This is a genomic window from Vitreoscilla filiformis (genome assembly GCF_002222655.1).
Taxonomy (GTDB): Bacteria; Pseudomonadota; Gammaproteobacteria; order Burkholderiales; family Burkholderiaceae_C; genus Ideonella; species Ideonella filiformis.
Genome location: NZ_CP022423.1, coordinates 3,034,318 through 3,054,073, shown reverse-complemented (window position 1 = coordinate 3,054,073; position 19,756 = coordinate 3,034,318). Strand labels below are relative to the sequence as shown.

The following is a 19,756-nucleotide window of genomic DNA, read 5'->3' as shown; positions in this document are numbered from 1 at the left end:
CATGCCAACAACCTACACCCCATGGGGTGGCGCCGCTGCATGCCTGCCCCCGCTGCGCTACGCCATTTTCTTGCCACACCGAGGCGCCTATCTGCGCCAGATAGACACCCTCGCCCGGCGCTTTCGCTTCACTGCGGACAAGGCGAGCGCCTACGTGTTGCCCGACCCAGAAGCGCGCAAGGTCGGCTCTGAGCTGGCCCGCGTGGCCCATGAGCCCGTGGAACTGCGCTTGTGGGAGGTCACGCCATGAGCTTGGACGAATTCAGTAACGAAGCCCTCGCGCAAGCATTGGCCGGGCTGACCGATGGCAGTGGACAGGGCGACATTGCAGCGTTGCGCGCCATCGCCGAAGCCGCCATGTGTGCATGCACACCCGCTGCGGATCAGCTCGAACAGGTGGAGCGGTTCGACCTGTCCACCTCAGCCATTCATGCCGATGCGGCGCGAGCCTCAGAGGTGGCAACTCGGTTGTGTGAAGCGTGGGAGCGCATGGGCACCAGCCCGGCGCACATCCTGGCAGGGCTGGAAATCTTTGCGGCCCGTCACCACGTCGAAGCGCCCAAGGTGGGCACCAAAAAAGACACCGACGAAGACAAAGCGCGTTGGATGGCAAACCGCCTGCGCTCCCCGCTGTGGTGGCGCCGGGCGTTGCGCAAGCGATTCCGCAAGGTCGAAGAAGCAGAGATTGCGGCGGGTCAGGTGCGCCGGGGCATGAGCCCCTACGCATCGGCCCGAGCGATGGCACGCGCCAAAGCCGACCGGCGCCGCATGGATGGCCTTCTCGCGTGCATGGAAGTGATGAACACCACCACGGGCGAGGTGATCCAGCTTGCCGATGTGGTGCAAGCCAGCCTCGCCAACCCGGCCAACCGACGCGCAGCCATGGCCGTTCGCCTCAAGGGTGTTGAGCAGTACGCGCAGACCCTGGGCATGGTCGGGCTGTTCCTGACGGTCACATGCCCAAGCCGGATGCACCCCAGCGGCGACAAGTACAACGGCACAACGCCCCGTCAAGCCAACGCCTATCTGTGCCGCGTGTGGGCCAACGCGATGCGCAAGGCCAAGCATGCGGGCATCGCCACCATGGGCATGCGCGTTGTGGAACCTCACCATGATGCGTGCCCCCATTGGCACGTTCTGGCCTTCGTGCGGCCCGAACTGGCGGACGGCTTTACCGACATCGTGCGCGCCTACGCACTGGAAGACACCCCGAACGAAGCCGGCGCGCAAGAACACCGCTTCACCGTGGAGCGAATCGACCCGGCCAAAGGTTCCGCCCTGGGCTACGTCATGAAGTACGTGAGCAAATCAATCGACGGCGAAGGCGTGGGCGAGGACAACGAAACCGCCACCCCCAGCACCGAGGCAGCGCAGGCCATCACCACTTGGTCACGTACCCACGGCATCCGGCAATTTCAATTTTTCGGACTGCCCCCTGTCACCCCGGTGCGCGAGCTGTACCGCGTGCAAGCCGACGCGCTGCCCGACTCGGTGTCGGTGCGTGAGGCCCATTCATTCATCAAGGCCAACGAGCAAGGCGCCTTGCTGTGCCTGCTGGCGCTGGATGGTCTAGACCTGTCAGGCGACTACATCAAGCGCCCCAGCACCCGCTATCCGGGCGAGCTGGCGCGCTGTCTGGTGGGCGTATTTGCCAGCGGTGGCGACATGGGCCAGCCCGAACACGTCACCACGCGCACCCCTGGCGAGTGGGTGATTCAGCTACGGAGCAGCGAGGAAAACGCCGGTCTTTGTCTTCCTTGGACTCGAATCAATAACTCGGCAGAGCCTGCCACAGCCACCACGCCGGCCAGCGAGCCAACGAGCGAGCCCGCCACCAGCGCCAGCCCCCAAAACACCACCGAAGGCGCCCCCGCTGGCGCCGATGCCACCCCCAAGGAGGCCGCACCATGTTTCTGACCAAAACCTATAGCCAAGAACGCGACGCGCACTTGCCCCGCCCCGTTTATGCCCTGCTGGCGCTGGTGTGCAGCGCGTTTGGGTTTTGGGCTTCCGTCATCACCTTGCGGTATTTTGAGCACGGCGCCCAAGCCCTGGAAGCCGACGAAGCCGCCCAAGCGCTGGCGCTGGCCGCTGCCTTGATGTTCGTCGCTGCGGAAATGGCCGCCTTCGGCATCGCAGCGTTCTTGCCCGTGCGCAAGATGTGGGCGCAGCGCTGGCGCCTGTTCGGTCTGGCTGGGGCCGTGCTGGCGTTGGAGGTTTGCACCATCGTGGCCGTTCAGTTGGCAATCACCGAGGGCGCAGAGATGAGCCAACAAGCCACAGCCTCACGCGCCCAAGACCTGCGCAACCAGATTGCCCGGATCGAAGCCAACGCCGCCACGCTGCGCGCCAATGCTGAGAAGCAAACCGCCAGCACTCACGCATGGGTGCGCCAGCAAGGGGCGATGGCAGCCAAAGAAGCGGCGCGATTAGATGAAAGCACGGCGGCGCTTTATGCCGAACTCGGCAAAACCGAAGGCGAAAAGCGCCCCACGCTCATCGGGATGCTGGGGGAGCGGTGGGCGCTGGCCTATGTGGTGGCGCGTGGCGTGCTGGTGTCGGTGGCCGGGCTGGTGTTCTTCGGCGTGGCTGGTGCGATGTGGCGCGCAGTGTTCACCGGGGCCACCGTGGGCATGGGGCGCAGTCAGGCCAAGTGGGCGCCCTGGTGGGGCATCCTGAAGGCCAAGCCAGCACCCCAGCCAGTGCCAGAGCAAGCGCCCCAGCCTGCCCCCGCATCGCCCCCACAGCCAGACACTCAGACACCGCAGCAAACCACCCCAGAGCCCGCCACGCCGGCCAGCAAGCCAGCACCCAGCCCAGCCCCAGCGATGCCCGACAAAGCCCCCCGCAAGCCAGCACAGCGGCGCACGGTTCAAGCGGGGGTAAAGGTGGACACCGGCACGGGCGAGCGTGACGGACACCGCTTCCGCAGGGTTCGCCAAGCCATCAAAGCGGGCAAGCTGGCGCCCACAATCGCAGCGATCCAGCGGGCAGAAGGTGGGAGTTATCCGACCGTCACGGGCTACCTGGCCGAACTGGAACGCGAGGGGCTGATTCAGCGAACGCCGGACGGCAAGCGCTGGGAAGTCAAGGCGGGGGCGTAATCCGAACCTGTGCGCCCTGGCTGTTTTCCGGGCGTGCAGCCCGGTGAAGCCCGCCCTACGCCTTCGGCGCGTCAGCGACGGGCGCACATCATCGGGAAGTAAATCACCGGGGTGCGGCAGCGTGGGGCAAGCCGGTGAATGCGCGAGGCATGCCGTGGGCACTGGCGCCAACCTTGCCCGCGTTCGTCAAAAGCCAGTTAAACCGGATAAAATCGGTTCAATCCTTAACGATGTAAGTTATAGGGTGACCCCGATGGGGAACAAAGCGGGGGAACAAGTAAGCTGCGCGAGCTTTTGGTTATTGAAAAATCAACAAGTTATGAAGGTTTTTCGATTCCCATCGCCGCTCCAAATTCCAGTTAAAGCCCCCACGCTCCCAGCTTGGGGGCTTTTTCTTGGCTTCCTCCCAAGAAGGGGAAACCAAAAAAGGCCAAACGTGATGAAAAACGCAGGCAGGTGGGTCGGTTCGTGGGCGGCTGTGAGCCGCCCTGTCGTGCGTGTGCTGATGGTGGCCGGGGCGGTGTGTGCGGGAGCCACTGGGCCGCTGGCACCAGAAGCCTGGGCCGCGCCGGCCGCTGCCGCCCCAGTGGAGCAGCGCCCGACCGCCTTGCAGGCGGCTGTGGCACGTGCGTTGTATGCCGCTTCAGCCACGGCCCAGATGCTGGAACAAGAAGACGATGCCGCCCGGCTCACGCAGCGCAAGCACATTGACCGCGCTTGGGCCCGGCTGGGGGGCACCACAGCGTCGCTGGACGCTGCGCCTGGCGTGCCGCCAGAGCTGACCCAGGCGCAAGAGCGCCTGGTGGCCGCCCTGGCGGAGGAGGATGAGGACTATGCCCAAGCCATCCAGTCCCTGCGCTTGGCGGTGACGGCCCTGGCGGCCACGCCCGAGGGCTTGGCCGCCCTTTGGCGCTACAACACCGGGGATGAAGCCGGTGCCCTGTCCGCTTGGGATCGGCTCATCGACACATCGCCTCGGCTGGCCTCCGCCGAGCGGGCCTCGTTGCGGCGCTACGTGGCTTTGCTGGCGCTGGATGCCCGAGGCAAAGGCAAAGGCAGCACCCGCTCCGTGCTGGTGCGCTACGAGGCTTTGACACAGCTCGATTCCCACGTTTACGCCGATTGGATGGCCCTGGGTGCGTTGTACCAAGACGACCGGCAATGGACGAAAGCACGTGCCGCGCTGACACGCGCCACCCAAACCGCCAGCACCGACCCCGAGCGCTGTGAAGCGTTCGATGAGTTGGGCGATGTGCAGACGGAACAAGACGACTTGCCCGCAGCCCTTCAAAGCTACCAAGCCTGCCTGACGCTCAGACAAAAATGGGTCAAGGCCCACCCCGACGATCTGGACGCCCAAAACGACCTGAGTGTCAGCCATGACAGCGTGGCCGACACCCTCGGGGCCATGGAAGACTGGGCGGGGGCTGTGAAACACTACCAGTCCAGCCTGGCCATCCGGCAAAAGTTAACCAAGGCCGAGCCCGACAACGTCGATTGGCAAAGTGACCTGGGTGACAGTCACATGGACATCGGTGATGCCCTCAGCGCACAAGGCCATGCCGCAGCAGCGGCCAAGAGTTACCAAGCGGGTGTGCAAGTGCGCCAAGCCTTGCATCAAGCCGAACCCAACAGCCCCGAGCGCCAGCGCGATTTGATCATCAGCTTGATGAAACTGAGTGAAGCGTCCGGGCAGAAGAGCCACGCCCAACGGGCCCTGAAGTTGGCACAGCAGATGCAAACCCGAGGCACTTGGGACGAGCAAGACAGCGAGTTACTCACCACACTGGAGCAGCTCGCCAAGTGATCTGCACGCCGCCCCGGGCTTCAAGCGGGCTGGCGTGAGCGGTCACGCTGGGCGGCCACCACTTGCATGGCCTGCGTGCGGGTGCTCACCCCGAGGGCACGCAAAATGGCCGCCACGTGGGCTTTGACCGTGTCCAGCGACAGGCCGAGCACACGGGCAATCTCCTTGTTCTGACGGCCATCGCACAGGTGTTTCAGCACATCGCATTGGCGAGGGGTCAGGCCCAAGGCCATCGGGTGGGTTGGCGTGCCGTTCGGTGATGGAGCGCCCGCATCGGGTGGCCCCGCCTGGGAGGTCGAGGGGACGAACACGGCCCCTGCTGTCGCCAGGGTCAGGGCTTGGCACATTTCCTGGAGACTCAGCCGCTTGGGCAGGAAACCCATGACACCGGCATCAATGGCGCGCACCATGTCCTCTGGGTGCTCCGAGTCTGACAGGGCCAACACGGTGGTCCACCCCAGTTGGCGAAACAGGGTTTCTAGCAGCGAAAACCCATCGTCATCGGGCAGACTCAAGTCGAGCAGCACCAAATCGTGGCGGGTGCGAGAGGCCGTGTGCAGGTACTGGCGCAGGGACTGGTCACTGTTGAACGTGCAGACTTGGGCGTGAGGAAACAGCCGCGTGAGCTCGCGCTGCATGGCCCATAGTACCAAGGGATGATCATCAATCAGCAGGACACGGTTCATGCGACGGGACGCTCTTGACATATTCAAAGAGGGTGGCCCATCCCTGGCGATTTTAAGAAGAGCTTCCGAGCGTGCCGTGCATACCTTACACCAGGCCGCGTGGGGTCAAATCCTGGCCTACCATCGGGCCGGATGGTTGGTCTTGGGGTCAAAACATGAATCTCCTGCGTTCACTCGGGATGCGCCCCTGGGGACACCCACTGCCTTCCCGCTATGTCCTCGTGATCTTGGCGTTTGCCGGGTTGACGGTGTTGGATTTATTGCACGCCTACCAGTCGGAGGTGCGGGAAGCGGAGGTGTCGGCGCAGGCCATGGCGTTGGCCATGGTCACCAGCTTTGAGCACAGCTTGGATTCGGCCGACCATGTGCTGACCGCATTGCAGCGCGACATCACCCCTGACATCTTGGCCGCCGCGCCCACCGATCCTGCCGTGGTGCAGCGGATCAACCGACAGTTGTACAACTACCTTGGCGGCGTACCCCAGGCCTCCAGCATCCGGGTTTTTGATGGCCGGGGTGGGTTGGTGTTCACCAGCCAAGAAGGCGAGGCGACGTTCAGCATCGGGCAAGAATCGTATTTCTTGCGGCTGCACGAGCGGTTATCGACGGAGTTGTTGTTCTCCCGGGTCATGCGGGGGCGTGACGGGCGGCGCTTGGTGTTGGTGGCTGCTCGGGTGTTGCGGGGCCACGATGGCCGCTTCGAAGGAGTCCTCAGTGTGGCCATCGATTTAGAGCAGGTGCGTGACCTGTTCAAGACCGTGCATTTGGGGCCTTCGGGCTCGATGGCGTTGCGCCGCGTCGATGATGGGGCGCAGGTGGTGCGGGTGCCGGGCGAGCTGGCGTTGGACAACCGCCCCATGCCCGACTTGCAAACCCGCCTAGCGATCATGAAGGGACGTGATGCGGGGTTGCTGTCGCCATCCTTGTCGCCTGTGGATGGGGAGCGCCGGCTGTACGCCTACCGCAAAATTGGCCGCTTTCCGTTTTTCGTCAGTGTGGGGGTGGCCGAGCGCGATTACCTGGCCTCGTGGTACACCCGGCTGTACATCGACGGGGCCGTGTGGGCCGGCTTGGTGCTGCTCACGGTGGCCCTGGCGCGGTGGCAGGCGCGACACCATCGGTCACTGTCGGTGGTGGAGGCCAAGTTTCAGGCCAGCTTGGATGCGTCCCCGGTGCCCATGGCGATCAACGATGCCCAAGGCCGTGTCCATGCGATCAATCCGGCCTTGACGCGCTGCCTGGGCTACACCCTGGCCGACATTCCAACCCTGGATCACTGGTTTCCTCGGGCTTATCCAGATCCGCAGTATCGGGCGTGGGTGGTGGATCAGTGGAGCCATCGCTTGGCACAGATGCACGCCAGCGGCACTCCGTTTGAGCCGCTGGAGGTGACGCTGCACACCGCCAGTGGTGCGCTTCGCACCATGATCGCCAGCGCCACGCCGATGGGATCGGACACCGATGGCCACTTGGTGACGCTGTTTGACATCACCGAACGCAAGCAGGCCGAAGAGCAGTTGGCGGCGCTGACCCAGCGCTACCAGCGGCTGTTCGAGAAATCCCCCGATGCCTATTTGCTGATCAGCGTTCCCCAGGGCGTGGTGGTGGATGGCAACCACGCGCTGGAAACCATGCTGCGCGGGGCGCGTGAACACATCATCGGACGCACGTTGCTGGAACTCTCGCCCCCCAGTCAGCCAGATGGCCGGAACTCGCTGCAAGCGGGGCAGGAGCACTTCGAGCGCGTTCGGACTGAAGGTGAAAGCCGATTTGAATGGGTGTATCAGCGGCTGGATGGCAGCACGTTTTGGGCGGCGGTGGGGGCCTCTCTGGTGGATATTGAGCACCAGCCGTTTTTCCTGGCGGTGTGGCACGACATTTCGCTGACCAAACAACTGGAAAAGGAACTGCGGGACGAAATCGAGAAAAACACCGTGGTGACCAACAACGCCAGTGATGGGTTTTGTATTTTGGACATGGCGGGGCGGGTGGTGGAGGTCAATGAGGCTTTTTGCCAGCAATTGGGCTACTCTCGGCAAGAGTTGCAAACCATGGCGGTGTCCGATTGGGATCCGCTGTTTGATGAGGTACGCATCCGCGACACGCTGCACCGGTTGGCCGCTTCTGGGGTGCCCACCACGCTGGAAACCCGCCACCGTCGCAAAAACGGAGAAGCGCGGGACGTGGAAATTACCAGTCGAGCCTTTCAATACCAAGGGCGGCAATTGGTTTTCACAGCGGTGCGGGACATCACGCCACGCAAGCAGTTGGAAGCCGAACTGGCCCAACATCGCCAGCACCTGGAGCATTTGGTGGACAGCCGCACGCTGCAACTGGCCATCGCCAAAGATGCGGCGGAAGCGGCCAATAAAGCCAAGACGGCGTTTTTGTCCACCATGAGCCACGAACTGCGTACGCCCATCAATGGCGTGCTGGGGGCGATTCATCTGGCGATGGGGCGGGCGCAGGACGACAAGCTGCGCGAATATCTCACCATGGCGGAAAGTGCTTCCCACCACTTGCTGGCCTTGATCCAAGACGTGCTGGAAATTGCCCGCATCGAGGCCAATCAACTGACGCTGGAGCACGCCGATTTTGAATTGCAGGACTTGCTCACCCAGGTGCGTGATGTGGTGGGTATCACCGCCCGGGAAAAGAAGCTGTCGCTGCGGTTCATTTTGACGCCGGGGCTGGCCCAGCGCCATTTCCGGGGGGACATGCGGCGCTTGGCGCAGGTCTTGATCAATCTGGTGGGCAACGCCATCAAATTCACCCCAGCCGGGGCGGTGAGCGTGACCATCACATTGCAAGGCAAGGAGGGCGCCATCCCGCCGCCGTGTCTGCGCTTTGAGGTGTCCGACACCGGCATTGGGATTTCACCGTCGGATCAACAACGCATCTTCGAGCCGTTTGAACAGGTGGATGCCTCCATGTCACGGCGTTATGGCGGCACGGGGCTGGGGCTGTCCATCAGCCAGATGTTGGTCAAGGCCATGGGGGGTTGCATCCAAGTCAACAGCCGCGAAGGGGAGGGCAGCACCTTCTGGTTCGAGCTGCCCGCCGAGTTGGGCAGCCCGGCCACCGGGGCTGTTACACCGTGACCCGCTCCGGCTTGGGCACGTTCTCGACCTTGCACCCTTTGCGCCCGCGTTTGCCGCAGTAGTTCGCCAGGGCGCCGGTGCGGATGGGTTCGTCTTTGGCTTTGCCGCCTCGACCAGTGCCTTGTACGCGCAGCGTGTCCACGCAGGTGGTGAGGCTGATGAGGGCTTCACCTGGCTCCAAATCCATGAGCACCAACCCCCGGCCCCCGTTGCTTTGCAGCTTCAGTTCGGACAGCGCGAACACCAACAATCGGCCCTGCGCGCTCAGGCACGCCACCGACCGGTGCGTGCCCGCCACCACCACCGGAGGCAACAGGCGCTCCCAGCTTTCGACGCTGAGGAAACTCTTGCCGCCTTTCTGCCGCGTCGCCAAGTCGCCCGAGCGCGCCAGCAGGCCGTAACCGCTGCTGTTGGCCAGCAACAGCGTGAGCTGCGGCCCCCCCGCCAGATAGTGTGCCGGCTGAGTACCGCTTTCCAACTCAATCAGGCTGGTGATGGGCTGACCATCGCCCCGCCCGCCGGGCAAGCTGCTCACCGCCACGTTGTAGACCCGGCCATTGCTGCCCAAGATGTACAACGTGTCCACGCTGCGGCAGGGCAGCGCGGCCCGCAAGGCATCGCCCGACTTGAAAGCCAGTGCGCTGGCGGCAATCTCGTGGCCTTTGAGCGCCCGCACCCAGCCCTTGTCGCTCACCACCACGGTGACGGGTTCGTCCACCACCTTGACTTCCAGCACCGCCCGCTTTTGCTCTTGGATCAGCGTGCGGCGGTCGTCACCGTGCTGGCGCGCATCGGTTTCGATTTCTTTGATGACGGTGCGCTTGAGCGTGGCCGGGTTGCCCAGGATGTCTTGCAAACGCGCTTGATCGCCGCGCAGTTGGCTCAACTCCTGCTCGATTTTGAGCGCCTCCAACCGGGCGAGCTGGCGCAGGCGGATGTCCAGAATGTCTTCCGCCTGGCGTTCGCTCAAACGGAAACGGGCCATCAGCAAGGGTTTGGGCTCGTCGGTCTCGCGGATGAGGGCGATGACCTCGTCCAAGTTCAGCAACACCTGTTGCCGACCTTCGAGGATGTGGATGCGATCCTGTACCTTGTCCAACCGGTGTTGCGAGCGGCGCTGCACCGTGTCGAGCCGGAACGCCACCCATTCGGTGAGCATCTGGCGCAGGTTTTTGGGGGTTGGCCGACCGTCGCGGCCCACCATGGTGAGGTTGATGGGGGCGCTGGTTTCCAAGCTGGTGTGGGCCAGCAGCGTGGTGATCAGCTCCTGCTGTTCCACGGTGCGGCTCTTGGGTTCGAACACCAGGCGCACTGGGGCGTCTTTGCTCGACTCGTCGCGCACCCCGTCCAGCACCGACAGCACCAGCGCTTTGAGCTGGGTTTGGTCGGCGCTCAGGGTTTTTTTGCCGGTTTTGATCTTCGGATTGGTCAAATCCTCGATGTCTTCCAGCACTTTTTGCGAACTGGTGCCCGGTGGCAGTTCGGTCACCACCAGTTGCCACTGGCCACGCGCCAGTTCCTCGATTTTCCAACGCGCCCGCACCTTCAGGCTGCCTCGACCACTGGCGTAGGCATCGCGGATATCGGCCGGGCTGGAGATGATTTGACCCCCGCCCGGGTAATCGGGGCCGGGAATCAAGGTGTAGAGCGTTTCGTCGCTCAACGCTTCGTCGCGGATCAGGGCCACCGCCGCTGCCGCCACTTCCCGCAGGTTGTGGCTCGGAATTTCCGTTGCCAAGCCCACCGCAATGCCCGACGCCCCGTTGAGCAGCACAAACGGCAAACGCGCCGGCAACTGACGCGGCTCGTGGGTGGAGCCGTCGTAGTTGGGCATGAAGGCGACCGTGCCTTCGTCGATCTCATCCAACAGCAGCCGAGCGATGGGCGACAAACGCGCTTCCGTGTAGCGCATGGCGGCGGCCCCGTCGCCATCGCGGCTGCCGAAGTTGCCTTGGCCGTCGATCAGGGGGTAACGCTGGCTGAAGTTTTGCGCCATGCGCACTAGGGCGTCGTAGGCCGCCTGATCGCCGTGCGGGTGGAAGCGGCCCAGCACATCCCCGACCACACGCGCACTCTTGACCGGCTTGGGTGCGCCCGCGCTACCGCCGTGGCCCAAGCCCATGCGCTGCATGGCGTAGAGGATGCGCCGCTGCACCGGCTTGGCCCCATCACAAACATCGGGCAGGGCGCGGCCTTTGACCACGCTCAGCGCATATTCCAAATAAGCCTGCTTGGCATAGTCGCCCAGGGTGATGGGCTCGCCGGGAAGATCGGCCGGGGGGGCGGAAAACAGATCGAGTTCAGTCATGCAACAGTGGGAGCGTCGTCAAGGCTCCGACGAGGTCGGCGTCGGCGCAGCAGGCGCTTGTGCGGGCACTTCGGAGGTGTCTGGCGTTGGGGGCAGGGCTTCGACGGGGGGCGTGGCTTCTAGCAAAACCGGGGCCGATTTGGCGCTGGCCATGCTGAGTTCACGTTTGCGTTTTTCCACCAAACCCGCGTAGAGCGTGAACACCTTGCGGATGTGATTGCGCACCCCCGCGTGGGCCGGTACCTGGCCGCCTGCCCGGCGCACCTTGCCTTCGCCGGCATTCCACGCCGCGAGCACCAAATCCCCGCGTCCACCGTAACGACGGAACAAATCAGACAGCAAGCGTGACCCCGTGATGATGTTGTGCTCCGGAATCTTGAGGCGCCTGGAGGCCGGCGCAAACGCGCGTTCGGCGGGCAGCGCGTACACATCTCCCGTGCGCGGGCTGATTTGCATCAGGCCCGTGGCGCCATCGCGTGACACCACACTGGGCCGAAAGCGCGACTCCACCATGATCAACGCTTTGAGGAAGTCGGCATCAACCCCGGACGTTGCCTGTGCGCGATCCAAAACGGGTTGCAGCGCCTTGACTTCCGGGGCGCTGTCCAGCCATTCCAAGGTGCCAGGACGCACCGCATCCGCCAGCGACCAAGCCGGTGGAATGTGGATGGGAATGAGCGGCACTGTGGCCCCTTCGGCGGGCACCCACAGGGCGTAGGCGTTGGAGGGTGCATCGTCACGGGCCTCGCTGCGCGGCTCCTCGGGCGTCGAACCCAAGCGGTGCAAGGGCGCGTTGGCATCAACGCTGGGGGGGCGCAGCCCGGGCTGTGGCGCTCCGTCCTCGGTGCGCTCGTTGGGTGAGTCCGACGCCAGGGCCGGGGTGGCGGTGGAGGGCGGGGTGTGCGCAGGCGATGCCCAGGCCAAAGCCCGTTGCGTCAATGCGGCATCGGCATCATCTTGGGCGGCCATGGCCGCAGCATGGCGTTGCTGGCCGGCGTGGCGGGCCAGTCTTGCAGCCCGTGCAGACTTGGCCGCCTGGGCTTTGAGGGCCAGCTTGTTGCCCTTAGCGCGGGGCGCCTTGCCGACCACTTTGGCCGATTTGACCGATTTCGCCGACTTGGCCACGACCTTCGCAGGGGCAGCCATGGCTTTGCCTGGAGAGCCCAGCAACAGCGCCAGGGTGCTCACAATCGCGGCCAGTGCGCGCCAACGGGAGTGTTTTGGTTGCGTCATCAAACATCCACCTCCACTGCATCGCCATGCAGTTCCATCAGGTCACGCCGAGCCTGGGCTTCGCCCTTGCCCATGAGCTGGGCAAACAGCGACACCGTGTCGGCAAAACTCAAGCCCCCCCACTCAGCGCGCAGCAGCCGCCGCGTGTCGGGGTTGAGGGTCGTGTCCCAGAGCTGTTCGGCGCTCATTTCCCCCAAGCCCTTGAAGCGACTGATGCTCCAGGAGCCGTCCTTGGCGCCGTCTTTGCGCAGCTTGTCCAATGCCGCGTCGAGTTCCCCCTCGTCCATCGCATACAGCTTGACGGCGGGTTTTCGGCCCCGCGCCGGCGCATCAATGCGATACAACGGCGGTTTGGCAATGAACACCCGCCCGTTTTCCACCAGCCTGGGAAAGTGGCGGAAAAAGAGGGTGAGTAACAAAACTTGGATGTGCGAGCCATCCACGTCTGCGTCGCTCAGGATGCACACCTTGCCATAACGCAGGCCCGAAAGATCGGGCGAATCGTTCGGGCCATGCGGATCGACCCCGATGGCGACAGCAATGTCGTGAATTTCGTTGTTTTTAAACAGCAGATCGCGCTCAACCTCCCAAGCATTCAACACCTTGCCACGCAAAGGCAGGATGGCTTGGGTTTCTTTATTGCGCCCCATTTTGGCCGAACCGCCTGCCGAATCTCCTTCAACCAGAAACAGCTCATTCAGGCTCAAATCCCGGCTTTCGCAATCGGTGAGTTTGCCGGGCAGCACGGCCACGCCCGAGCCCTTTTTCTTCTCGACTTTTTGGCTGGCCCGTTGGCGGCTCTGCGCCTGTTTGATCACCAGTTCGGCCAGTTTCCGTGCGTGTTCAACGTGCTGGCTCAGCCACAGTTCGAAAGCCGGGCGCACGCTGGCTGAAACCAGGCGCAATGCATCGCGGCTGTTCAAGCGCTCCTTGGTTTGCCCCTGAAACTGCGGATCGAGCACCTTGGCGGACAGCACGAAACTGGCACGCCCAAACACATCGTCCGGCATGAGCTTGACGCCCTTGGGCAGCAGCGCATGCAACTCGATGAACCCCTTGACGGCGTTGAACAACCCGTCCTTCAAACCCGCCTCGTGCGTGCCCCCGGCCACGGTGGGAATGAGGTTGACGTAACTTTCGCGCAGCAGGCCGCCCTCTTCGGTGAAGGCCACACACCAGGCGGCGCCTTCTCCTTCGGCAAAGGTGTCCGTGTCGCCAGCGGCGATGAAGTGGGCGCCTTCAAACAGCGGGATCAGCGGTTCGGCGCTCAGGGCTTGGCCGAGGTAGTCGCGCAGGCCGGCGTCGTAGCGCCAAGTTTGCACGTCACCGGTTTTTTCGGTGGTCAGCGTCACGGTGACGCCTGGCATCAGCACCGCTTTGCTGCGCAGCAGGTGGATCAGCTCGTTGCGGGGCAGCTCCGGCGCATCGAAGTATTGGGCGTCCGGCCAGACACGCACCGACGTGCCGTGCTTACGCTCGCCCGCTGTGGCCTTGCGCACGCCCAGCGGTTCGATGACGTCTCCGCCAGAAAAGGCCAGTTGCGCCATCTGTCCCTCGCGCCAGACGCTGACTTGCAAGCGCGTGGCCAAGGCATTCGTCACACTCACCCCGACGCCATGCAAACCGCCGGAAAAGCTGTAAGCGCCCCCGGCGCCCTTGTCAAACTTGCCACCGGCGTGCAGGCGGGTGAACACGATCTCCACCACCGGCACCCCTTCCTCCGGGTGCAGACCAAAAGGGATGCCGCGACCATCGTCGTCCACGCTCACCGAGCCGTCAGCGTGCAGGGTGACGGCAATGCGTTGACCGTGGCCGGCCAAGGCTTCGTCGGCGGCGTTATCGATCACCTCTTGCACGATGTGCAGGGGGTTGTCGGTGCGGGTATACATGCCCGGGCGCTGCTTGACGGGCTCCAATCCTTTGAGAACACGGATCGAAGCTTCGCCATAAGCCGGAGCGCCAGAGCTGGAAAGAGACTTGCTAGCCATGGTCGGGATTGTAGGGAGGGCGCTTTGAGCGCCCCTGACAGGCCGATCGGCGATACTGACCCGCCCGTTTGCGAGCGTCGCATGGGCCCGCGCTGTGGTGCGTTTGGCGGCTCATGCGGTGTCATTCTCTGTTTGGAGTTTTCACCATGAAGCGTCTTTTCGCTGTTGCTGTGGCGGCCCTGGCGGCCACGCCCGCTGTCCATGCCTACGATCTGGACATCAAAAATCTGGCCACCAGCGGCGGCACCCAAACCCAATTCCGCACGTTCAGCGAAGATTTGACGGCGGCCATGGCCCACCGTTCGCTGGAGCCTGCCGAAGGGCTGGGCCTGCTGGGCTTCGATGTGGGTCTGAGTGTGGGGGCGACCGATTTGGGCAGCGTCACCACCTTGCGCCAAGTGGCCAACAATGCCGACGTGCCCGGCGCCTTGCCCACCGCCACCGTGCGCGTGACCAAGGGCCTGCCGTTTGACCTCAACGTCGGTGCCAGCTACACCGTGATCCCGGCAGCGGGGGTGAACTCGCTGGGCTTGCACGGCAGTTGGGCGTTCATCTCCGGTGGCGTGCTGGTGCCCGCTGTGGCCGTGCAGGTTCACTACAACAAGATCAAGGGCGTGAACAACCTGGACATGCAAACCTCGGGCGTCGATCTGGCCATCTCCAAGGGGTTTGCGATGTTCACGCCGTTCGCAGGCGTGGGCGCGGTGGCGACCAAGAGCCAATCGTCGTTCTACGCGGATGAGTCCTTCACGCAAACGCGCATGTTCGCCGGTGTCAACGTCAACCTGCTGGCGATGGACGTGACCCTGGGCGTGGACAAAACCGGCAACAACCGCAGCGCCAGCTTGAAGGTGGGTTTCCGCTTCTGAGGCCCCTCCGGGCGGTTGAATCCCCGGTTTCCCGGGGGTGAGGCGGGTTCCAGTACAGTGCCCGCCCATGTCTGCACCGCCTGAAACTACGTCCCCTCCGCGCCTGTCCATGCAGCAAGTGCTGCTGTGCGGGGCGCTCATCGTCACACTCTCGATGGGCATCCGCCATGGCTTTGGGCTGTGGTTGGCACCCATCACCCAGGATCGCGGATGGACGCGCGAAACCTTCGCCTTCGCCATGGCCATCCAAAACCTGGCGTGGGGCGCGGCGGGCCCGTTTGCCGGCATGTTGGCCGACCGCTTCGGGGCCTTCCGTGTGCTGCTGGTGGGCGCGTTGCTGTACGCACTGGGGCTGGTTGGGATGGCGTTGGCCACGTCCGGGCTGGCGTTCGGTGGCAGCGCTGGGCTGTTGCTGGGCATGGCGCAATCGGGGACGACGTATGCGGTGGTCTACGGCGTCATCGGGCGCAACGTGGCGCCGGAGCGGCGCTCCTGGGCCATGGGTGTGGCCGCCGCAGCGGGTTCGTTCGGCCAATTTTTGATGGTGCCGGTTGAAAGCTGGCTCATTGCGCAGTGGGGCTGGCAAAACGCCTTGTTTGTGCTGGGCTGTGCGGCCTTGGCCATCATGCCGCTGGCCCTGGGCCTGAAAGAACCGGGCCTGGCCAGCGGTGCCCAGGTGCCGACGCAAAGTGTCGGCGCGGCTCTGCGGGAAGCGCTGGGCCATGCGAGCTTCCGCTGGTTGACCGTGGGTTACTTCGTCTGCGGCTTCCAGGTGGTGTTCATTGGCGTCCACATGCCGAGTTACCTCCGCGATCACGGCCTCGCGCCCGAGGTGGCCACCACGGCGCTGGCGCTGATTGGCCTGTTCAACGTGTTTGGCACTTACACCTCAGGCACGTTGGGGCAGCGCTGGCCCAAGCGCCACATCCTGTCGGCCATCTACTTGCTGCGCTCCATCGCCATCGTCATCTTCCTGTTGGTGCCGCTGACACCCGTCAGCGTGTACGTGTTCGCCGCCGTGATGGGCTTTTTGTGGCTCTCCACCGTGCCACCCACCAATGCGGTGGTGGCGCAGGTGTTCGGGGTGCAATACCTGTCGATGCTGGGTGGCATCGTGTTTTTCAGCCACCAAGTCGGGTCGTTCCTTGGGGTGTGGCTGGGCGGGCGCCTCTACGACGCCACCGGCAGTTACGACGTGGTGTGGTGGATTTCCGTCGCCCTCGGGGTGCTGGCCGCCATTGCCAACCAGCCTGTGCGCGAAACCGCGTTGGTACGGGCGCCGGCCCCCTCCGCCGCTTGACGTGCCATCTGACACCAACGGTTTTCATCATGCGGAATTGGCATCAAGGGTTGATCTGGCTGGCCTTGGGGCTGCTGTGCCTGGTGGTGTTCATGGCGTACTTGAACCCGCACCTGGTACTGGCCTTGGGCAACCGGGTGTGGGGCTGTTTTTGAGCCACGAAGGAGCGAACCCCATGCACACGGGCACCCCACCCTCGGAATGGATCACCCGCTGGGGGGCGCTGGCCCCCGCGCACGCCACCGTGTTGGACGTGGCTTGTGGCAGTGGCCGGCACCTGCGTTGGTGGGCACAGCGTGGCCATGCCGTCACCGGAGTGGATCGGGACGCGCTGGCGCTGGCGGGGCTGCGCGACGTGGGGGAATGCGTGCTGGCCGATCTGGAAAACGCCCCCTGGCCGCTGCCGGGCCGCACGTTCGACGTGGTGGTGGTGACGAATTACCTGTGGCGCCCGTTGTTGCCGACCATCGTGGCGTCTGTGGCGCCGGGCGGGTGGCTGTTGTATGAAACCTTCAGCCTTCGCCAAGCCGAGATCGGTCGGCCACGCCGCGCTGAGTTTTTGCTCGCCCCGGGCGAATTACAAGCGTTGTGCACGGGCTGGGACATCCTTGCGTTGGAAGATACCGAACTGAGCGCACCCCGGCGTTTTGTGCAGCGCATCGCGGCCCGGCGGCCGGTGGCAGCGTCGCTAGAATCACTCGCTTCGCAAGGAACATCCTGATGAAACCCATTCAAGGCAGCATCGTGGCGCTCGTCACGCCCATGCACGAAGACGGCAGCGTTGACTACAACGGCCTGAAGTCCCTCATCGACTGGCACATCGCCGAAGGCACCGACGTGATCGGCGTCGTGGGCACCACCGGCGAATCCGCCACCGTCACGGTGGACGAGCACTGCGAGATCATCCGCACCGCCGTGCAACACGCCGCAGGCCGTGTGCCCATCTTGGCCGGTGCCGGTGCCAACAGCACCGCCGAGGCGATTGAACTGTCCAAGTTCGCCAAAGAAGTCGGTGCGGACTGCACGCTGCAAGTGGTGCCGTACTACAACAAGCCGTCGCAAGAAGGCATCTATCGCCATTTCAAGGCCATCGCCGAAGCCGTGGACATCCCCGTGATGCTCTACAACGTGCCTGGCCGCACCGTGGCCGATATGCAGCATGACACCGTGCTGCGCTTGGCACAAATCCCTGGCATCTTTGGCGTGAAAGAAGCCACTGGCAGCATCGAGCGTGCCGCTTGGCTCATCAAGCAAGTGCCCCAGGGCTTCAGCGTTTATTCGGGTGATGACAGCACCGCTGTGGCGTTGATGCTGTTGGGTGGTCATGGCAACGTGAGCGTCACCGCCAACGTGGCGCCGCGCCTGATGCATGAGCTGTGCGTGGCCGCCATGGCCGGTGACGTACAGCGTGCCCGGGACATCCACCTGCAACTGCTGCCGCTGCACAAGCACCTGTTCTGCGAACCCAGCCCGGCGCCGGCCAAGTGGGCGCTGGCCCAGTTGGGGCGCTGCCGTGCGGGCGTGCGTTTGCCGTTGACCGAGCTGACGCCAGCCGGCCAGGCCACCGTCGGTGCCGCACTGCGCGACGCTGGCCTGCTCTGATCCGCTGTTCGGGATACGCTTCAAGTGACTTCCACGTTCTTGCCCACGGCCACGCGGGCCGCAGTGGCTGCATTCGTGCTCAGCCTGACCGGTTGCAGCTTGCTCGACACCACCTCGGACGACGCGCTCCAATACCAGGCCGGTGCCCGCAAGGTGCCAACGCTGGTGATCCCGCCGGATTTGTCCGGCATTGCACCGGATGGGCGATACCAAACGCAATCAGGGTCGGTGTCGGCAGCGGCGCTCAAGCAGCAACAGGCTGCCAGCCAGGCGGCTGCCGGTGCGCCCGCTGCCATCAGCCCCATTGCCCAAGGCGACTGGCGCTTGGAGCGTCAAGGGCAGGCCCGCTGGTTGGTGAGTCCACGTTCACCGGAGTCGCTGTGGCCTCAGTTGCGCCAGTTCTGGCTTGATCTGGGGTTTACCCTGGAGGTAGAGGATCAGACCACGGGGGTGATCCAAACCAACTGGGCGGAAAACCGCGCCAAACTGCCCAACAACTTCATCCGCCAAACCATCGGTGGGCTGATTGACACCCTGTCGGACACAGGGGAGCGTGACCGTTACCGTATGCGCATCGAACGCACAGCGCAAGGTGGCACCGAGGTGTACGTCACCCACCACGGATTGCAAGAGGTCTACCGTGAGGCCCAAGTGCAAGGCCAAACCGGGGACACCACTTGGACGGTGCGCCCACGCGATCCGCAAATGGAAGCCGAGGTTTTGACCCGCATGCTGGTTCGCCTGGGAGGTGTTCCCCTTCAGGCTGGGGCGCCGACCTCGCCTGCGCGCGTGCCCGAAGTGGTGGTGCCTGCCCGGGCGCGCACCTTGGCCAACCAAGAAACAGCGACCGTGCAGGTCGATGACACTTTGGAGCGCACATGGCGGCGGTTGGGGCTGGCGCTGGATCGAGGCGGTTTCACCGTTGAGGAGCGTCAGCGCAGCAATGCTGTCTACACGGTGCGCTACATCGATCCCAAGGAAGCGGCCAAGACGGAGCGTGGATTCTGGGCTCGGTTGTTCAGCAGCGAGGCAGAGAACACGCCGATCGTGGGCCATTACCGCATCCAAATTGGCGCTGAGGGTGAGCGCGTGAGCCGCGTGCGCATCCTCACACCACAGGGTGCGCCAGACAACAGTGCCAACGCCCAGCGCATCGCGACTTTGTTGGCCGACGAACTGAAGTAAGCGTCGCCACCATTGAAAAAGCCAACCGAAAGGTTGGCTTTTTTATGGGCGAAAAAAAACCGCTGCACAACGCAAGCGGTTTTGAAGCTGTTCCCCACACCGGCGGTGCAGGGAACACATCGAAGCGGATTACTTCGAAGCGGCTTCCGAAGCGCCCGAAGCGGCTTCCGGAGCGGCCGAAGCGGCTTCCGAAGCGGCAGGAGCAGCAGTTTCCGAAGCGGCCGAAGCGGCAGCCGAAGCGGCTTCCGGAGCGGGGGCAGCAGCGGGCTCTTCCTTCTTGCCGCAAGCAGACAGGGCAGCGGCAGCGATCAGGGCGGCCAGCAGGAGCGACTTGTTCATGGGTGTCCTCAGTGAATGGGGTCGAACAAAATTACCGGTAATTCTGGAAGCTCGCTGTTCGTGCGCGCCTCCGACTCGCAAAGACCAGAAACTTTGGAACCGCCTGAGACAATTCCTTGATCAAAGTTCCTGCGCCTAGCGGGCCATTATAGCCATACTAGGGAACTTCCCTAGCAAGCACCCACCCCCTAAGGGATGAGCCAGCGTGCAGGCGGATGCGCTGGCGTGGCCCCT

The 19,756-nt window shown here is 64.0% G+C and carries 16 protein-coding genes; 11 read left to right on the top strand and 5 right to left on the bottom strand.

Annotated elements, in window-relative coordinates:
* Window position 1: 1 nt before the first annotated feature.
* The 4 genes from VITFI_RS14440 (at window position 2) to VITFI_RS14425 (ending at window position 4,911) form a co-directional block, all read left to right on the top strand.
* Entirely contained in the window at window positions 2–250 is a 249-nt protein-coding gene (locus tag VITFI_RS14440; RefSeq protein ID WP_089417574.1) for a hypothetical protein, read from the top strand.
* Window positions 247–1,917, top strand: a complete 1,671-nt coding sequence (locus VITFI_RS14435) for a replication endonuclease (protein WP_089417573.1) — start codon at window positions 247–249, stop codon at window positions 1,915–1,917. Before VITFI_RS14440 ends, VITFI_RS14435 begins: the two co-directional genes overlap by 4 nt.
* On the top strand, window positions 1,908–3,104 hold the full coding sequence (locus VITFI_RS14430; protein ID WP_089417572.1) for a LexA family transcriptional regulator: 1,197 nt from the start codon (window positions 1,908–1,910) through the stop codon (window positions 3,102–3,104). The genes VITFI_RS14435 and VITFI_RS14430 overlap by 10 nt, the downstream gene beginning before the upstream one ends.
* Before the next feature lie 478 nt (window positions 3,105–3,582).
* Window positions 3,583–4,911, top strand: a complete 1,329-nt coding sequence (locus VITFI_RS14425) for a tetratricopeptide repeat protein (protein WP_089417571.1) — start codon at window positions 3,583–3,585, stop codon at window positions 4,909–4,911.
* 20 nt (window positions 4,912–4,931) lie between these two features.
* On the opposite strand, the gene VITFI_RS14420 is transcribed toward VITFI_RS14425, so the two are convergent.
* On the bottom strand, window positions 4,932–5,597 hold the full coding sequence (locus VITFI_RS14420; RefSeq protein WP_198301504.1) for a response regulator transcription factor: 666 nt from the start codon (window positions 5,595–5,597) through the stop codon (window positions 4,932–4,934).
* A 155-nt stretch (window positions 5,598–5,752) separates the two neighbouring features.
* Between VITFI_RS14420 and VITFI_RS14415 the strand changes: the two genes are divergently transcribed.
* A complete protein-coding gene (locus VITFI_RS14415; protein ID WP_089417569.1) occupies window positions 5,753–8,698 on the top strand; it encodes a PAS domain S-box protein in 2,946 nt (981 codons plus the stop codon).
* Here VITFI_RS14415 and parC read toward each other — a convergent pair.
* From parC to VITFI_RS14400, 3 genes are read right to left on the bottom strand one after another with little or no spacing between them, the layout of a single operon-like run.
* Window positions 8,688–11,006 carry a DNA topoisomerase IV subunit A gene (parC, locus tag VITFI_RS14410; protein WP_089417568.1) on the bottom strand — a complete coding sequence of 773 codons (2,319 nt, stop codon included), beginning with the start codon at window positions 11,004–11,006 and terminating at the stop codon, window positions 8,688–8,690. The two genes, VITFI_RS14415 and parC, sit on opposite strands and share 11 nt — an antisense overlap.
* Window positions 11,007–11,024: 18 nt before the next feature.
* Window positions 11,025–12,239, bottom strand: coding sequence for a lytic transglycosylase domain-containing protein (locus VITFI_RS14405; RefSeq protein WP_089417567.1), 1,215 nt, complete (start codon window positions 12,237–12,239; stop codon window positions 11,025–11,027).
* On the bottom strand, window positions 12,239–14,227 hold the full coding sequence (locus VITFI_RS14400) for a DNA topoisomerase IV subunit B (protein WP_089417566.1): 1,989 nt from the start codon (window positions 14,225–14,227) through the stop codon (window positions 12,239–12,241). The genes VITFI_RS14405 and VITFI_RS14400 overlap by 1 nt, the downstream gene beginning before the upstream one ends.
* Window positions 14,228–14,373: 146 nt before the next feature.
* On the opposite strand from VITFI_RS14400, the gene VITFI_RS14395 reads away from it, so the two are divergent.
* The 6 genes from VITFI_RS14395 to bamC all read left to right on the top strand — a co-directional run bounded on the left by VITFI_RS14395 (window position 14,374) and on the right by bamC (window position 19,183).
* On the top strand, window positions 14,374–15,096 hold the full coding sequence (locus VITFI_RS14395; RefSeq protein WP_089417565.1) for a hypothetical protein: 723 nt from the start codon (window positions 14,374–14,376) through the stop codon (window positions 15,094–15,096).
* A gap of 67 nt (window positions 15,097–15,163) precedes the next feature.
* Window positions 15,164–16,396, top strand: coding sequence for an MFS transporter (locus VITFI_RS14390; protein WP_198301503.1), 1,233 nt, complete (start codon window positions 15,164–15,166; stop codon window positions 16,394–16,396).
* 29 nt (window positions 16,397–16,425) lie between these two features.
* Window positions 16,426–16,551, top strand: coding sequence for a hypothetical protein (locus tag VITFI_RS18720; protein ID WP_269768729.1), 126 nt, complete (start codon window positions 16,426–16,428; stop codon window positions 16,549–16,551).
* A 20-nt stretch (window positions 16,552–16,571) separates the two neighbouring features.
* Window positions 16,572–17,117, top strand: coding sequence for a class I SAM-dependent methyltransferase (locus VITFI_RS14385; RefSeq protein ID WP_089417563.1), 546 nt, complete (start codon window positions 16,572–16,574; stop codon window positions 17,115–17,117).
* Entirely contained in the window at window positions 17,117–17,998 is an 882-nt protein-coding gene (dapA, locus tag VITFI_RS14380; RefSeq protein ID WP_089417562.1) for a 4-hydroxy-tetrahydrodipicolinate synthase, read from the top strand. Before VITFI_RS14385 ends, dapA begins: the two co-directional genes overlap by 1 nt.
* A 24-nt stretch (window positions 17,999–18,022) precedes the next feature.
* Window positions 18,023–19,183, top strand: coding sequence for an outer membrane protein assembly factor BamC (bamC, locus tag VITFI_RS14375; RefSeq protein WP_089417561.1), 1,161 nt, complete (start codon window positions 18,023–18,025; stop codon window positions 19,181–19,183).
* A 129-nt stretch (window positions 19,184–19,312) separates the two neighbouring features.
* Here bamC and VITFI_RS14370 read toward each other — a convergent pair whose 3' ends face one another.
* Window positions 19,313–19,522: a hypothetical protein gene (locus tag VITFI_RS14370; RefSeq protein WP_089417560.1), complete on the bottom strand. Its 210-nt coding sequence runs from the start codon at window positions 19,520–19,522 to the stop codon at window positions 19,313–19,315.
* Between the last annotated feature and the right edge of the window lie 234 nt (window positions 19,523–19,756).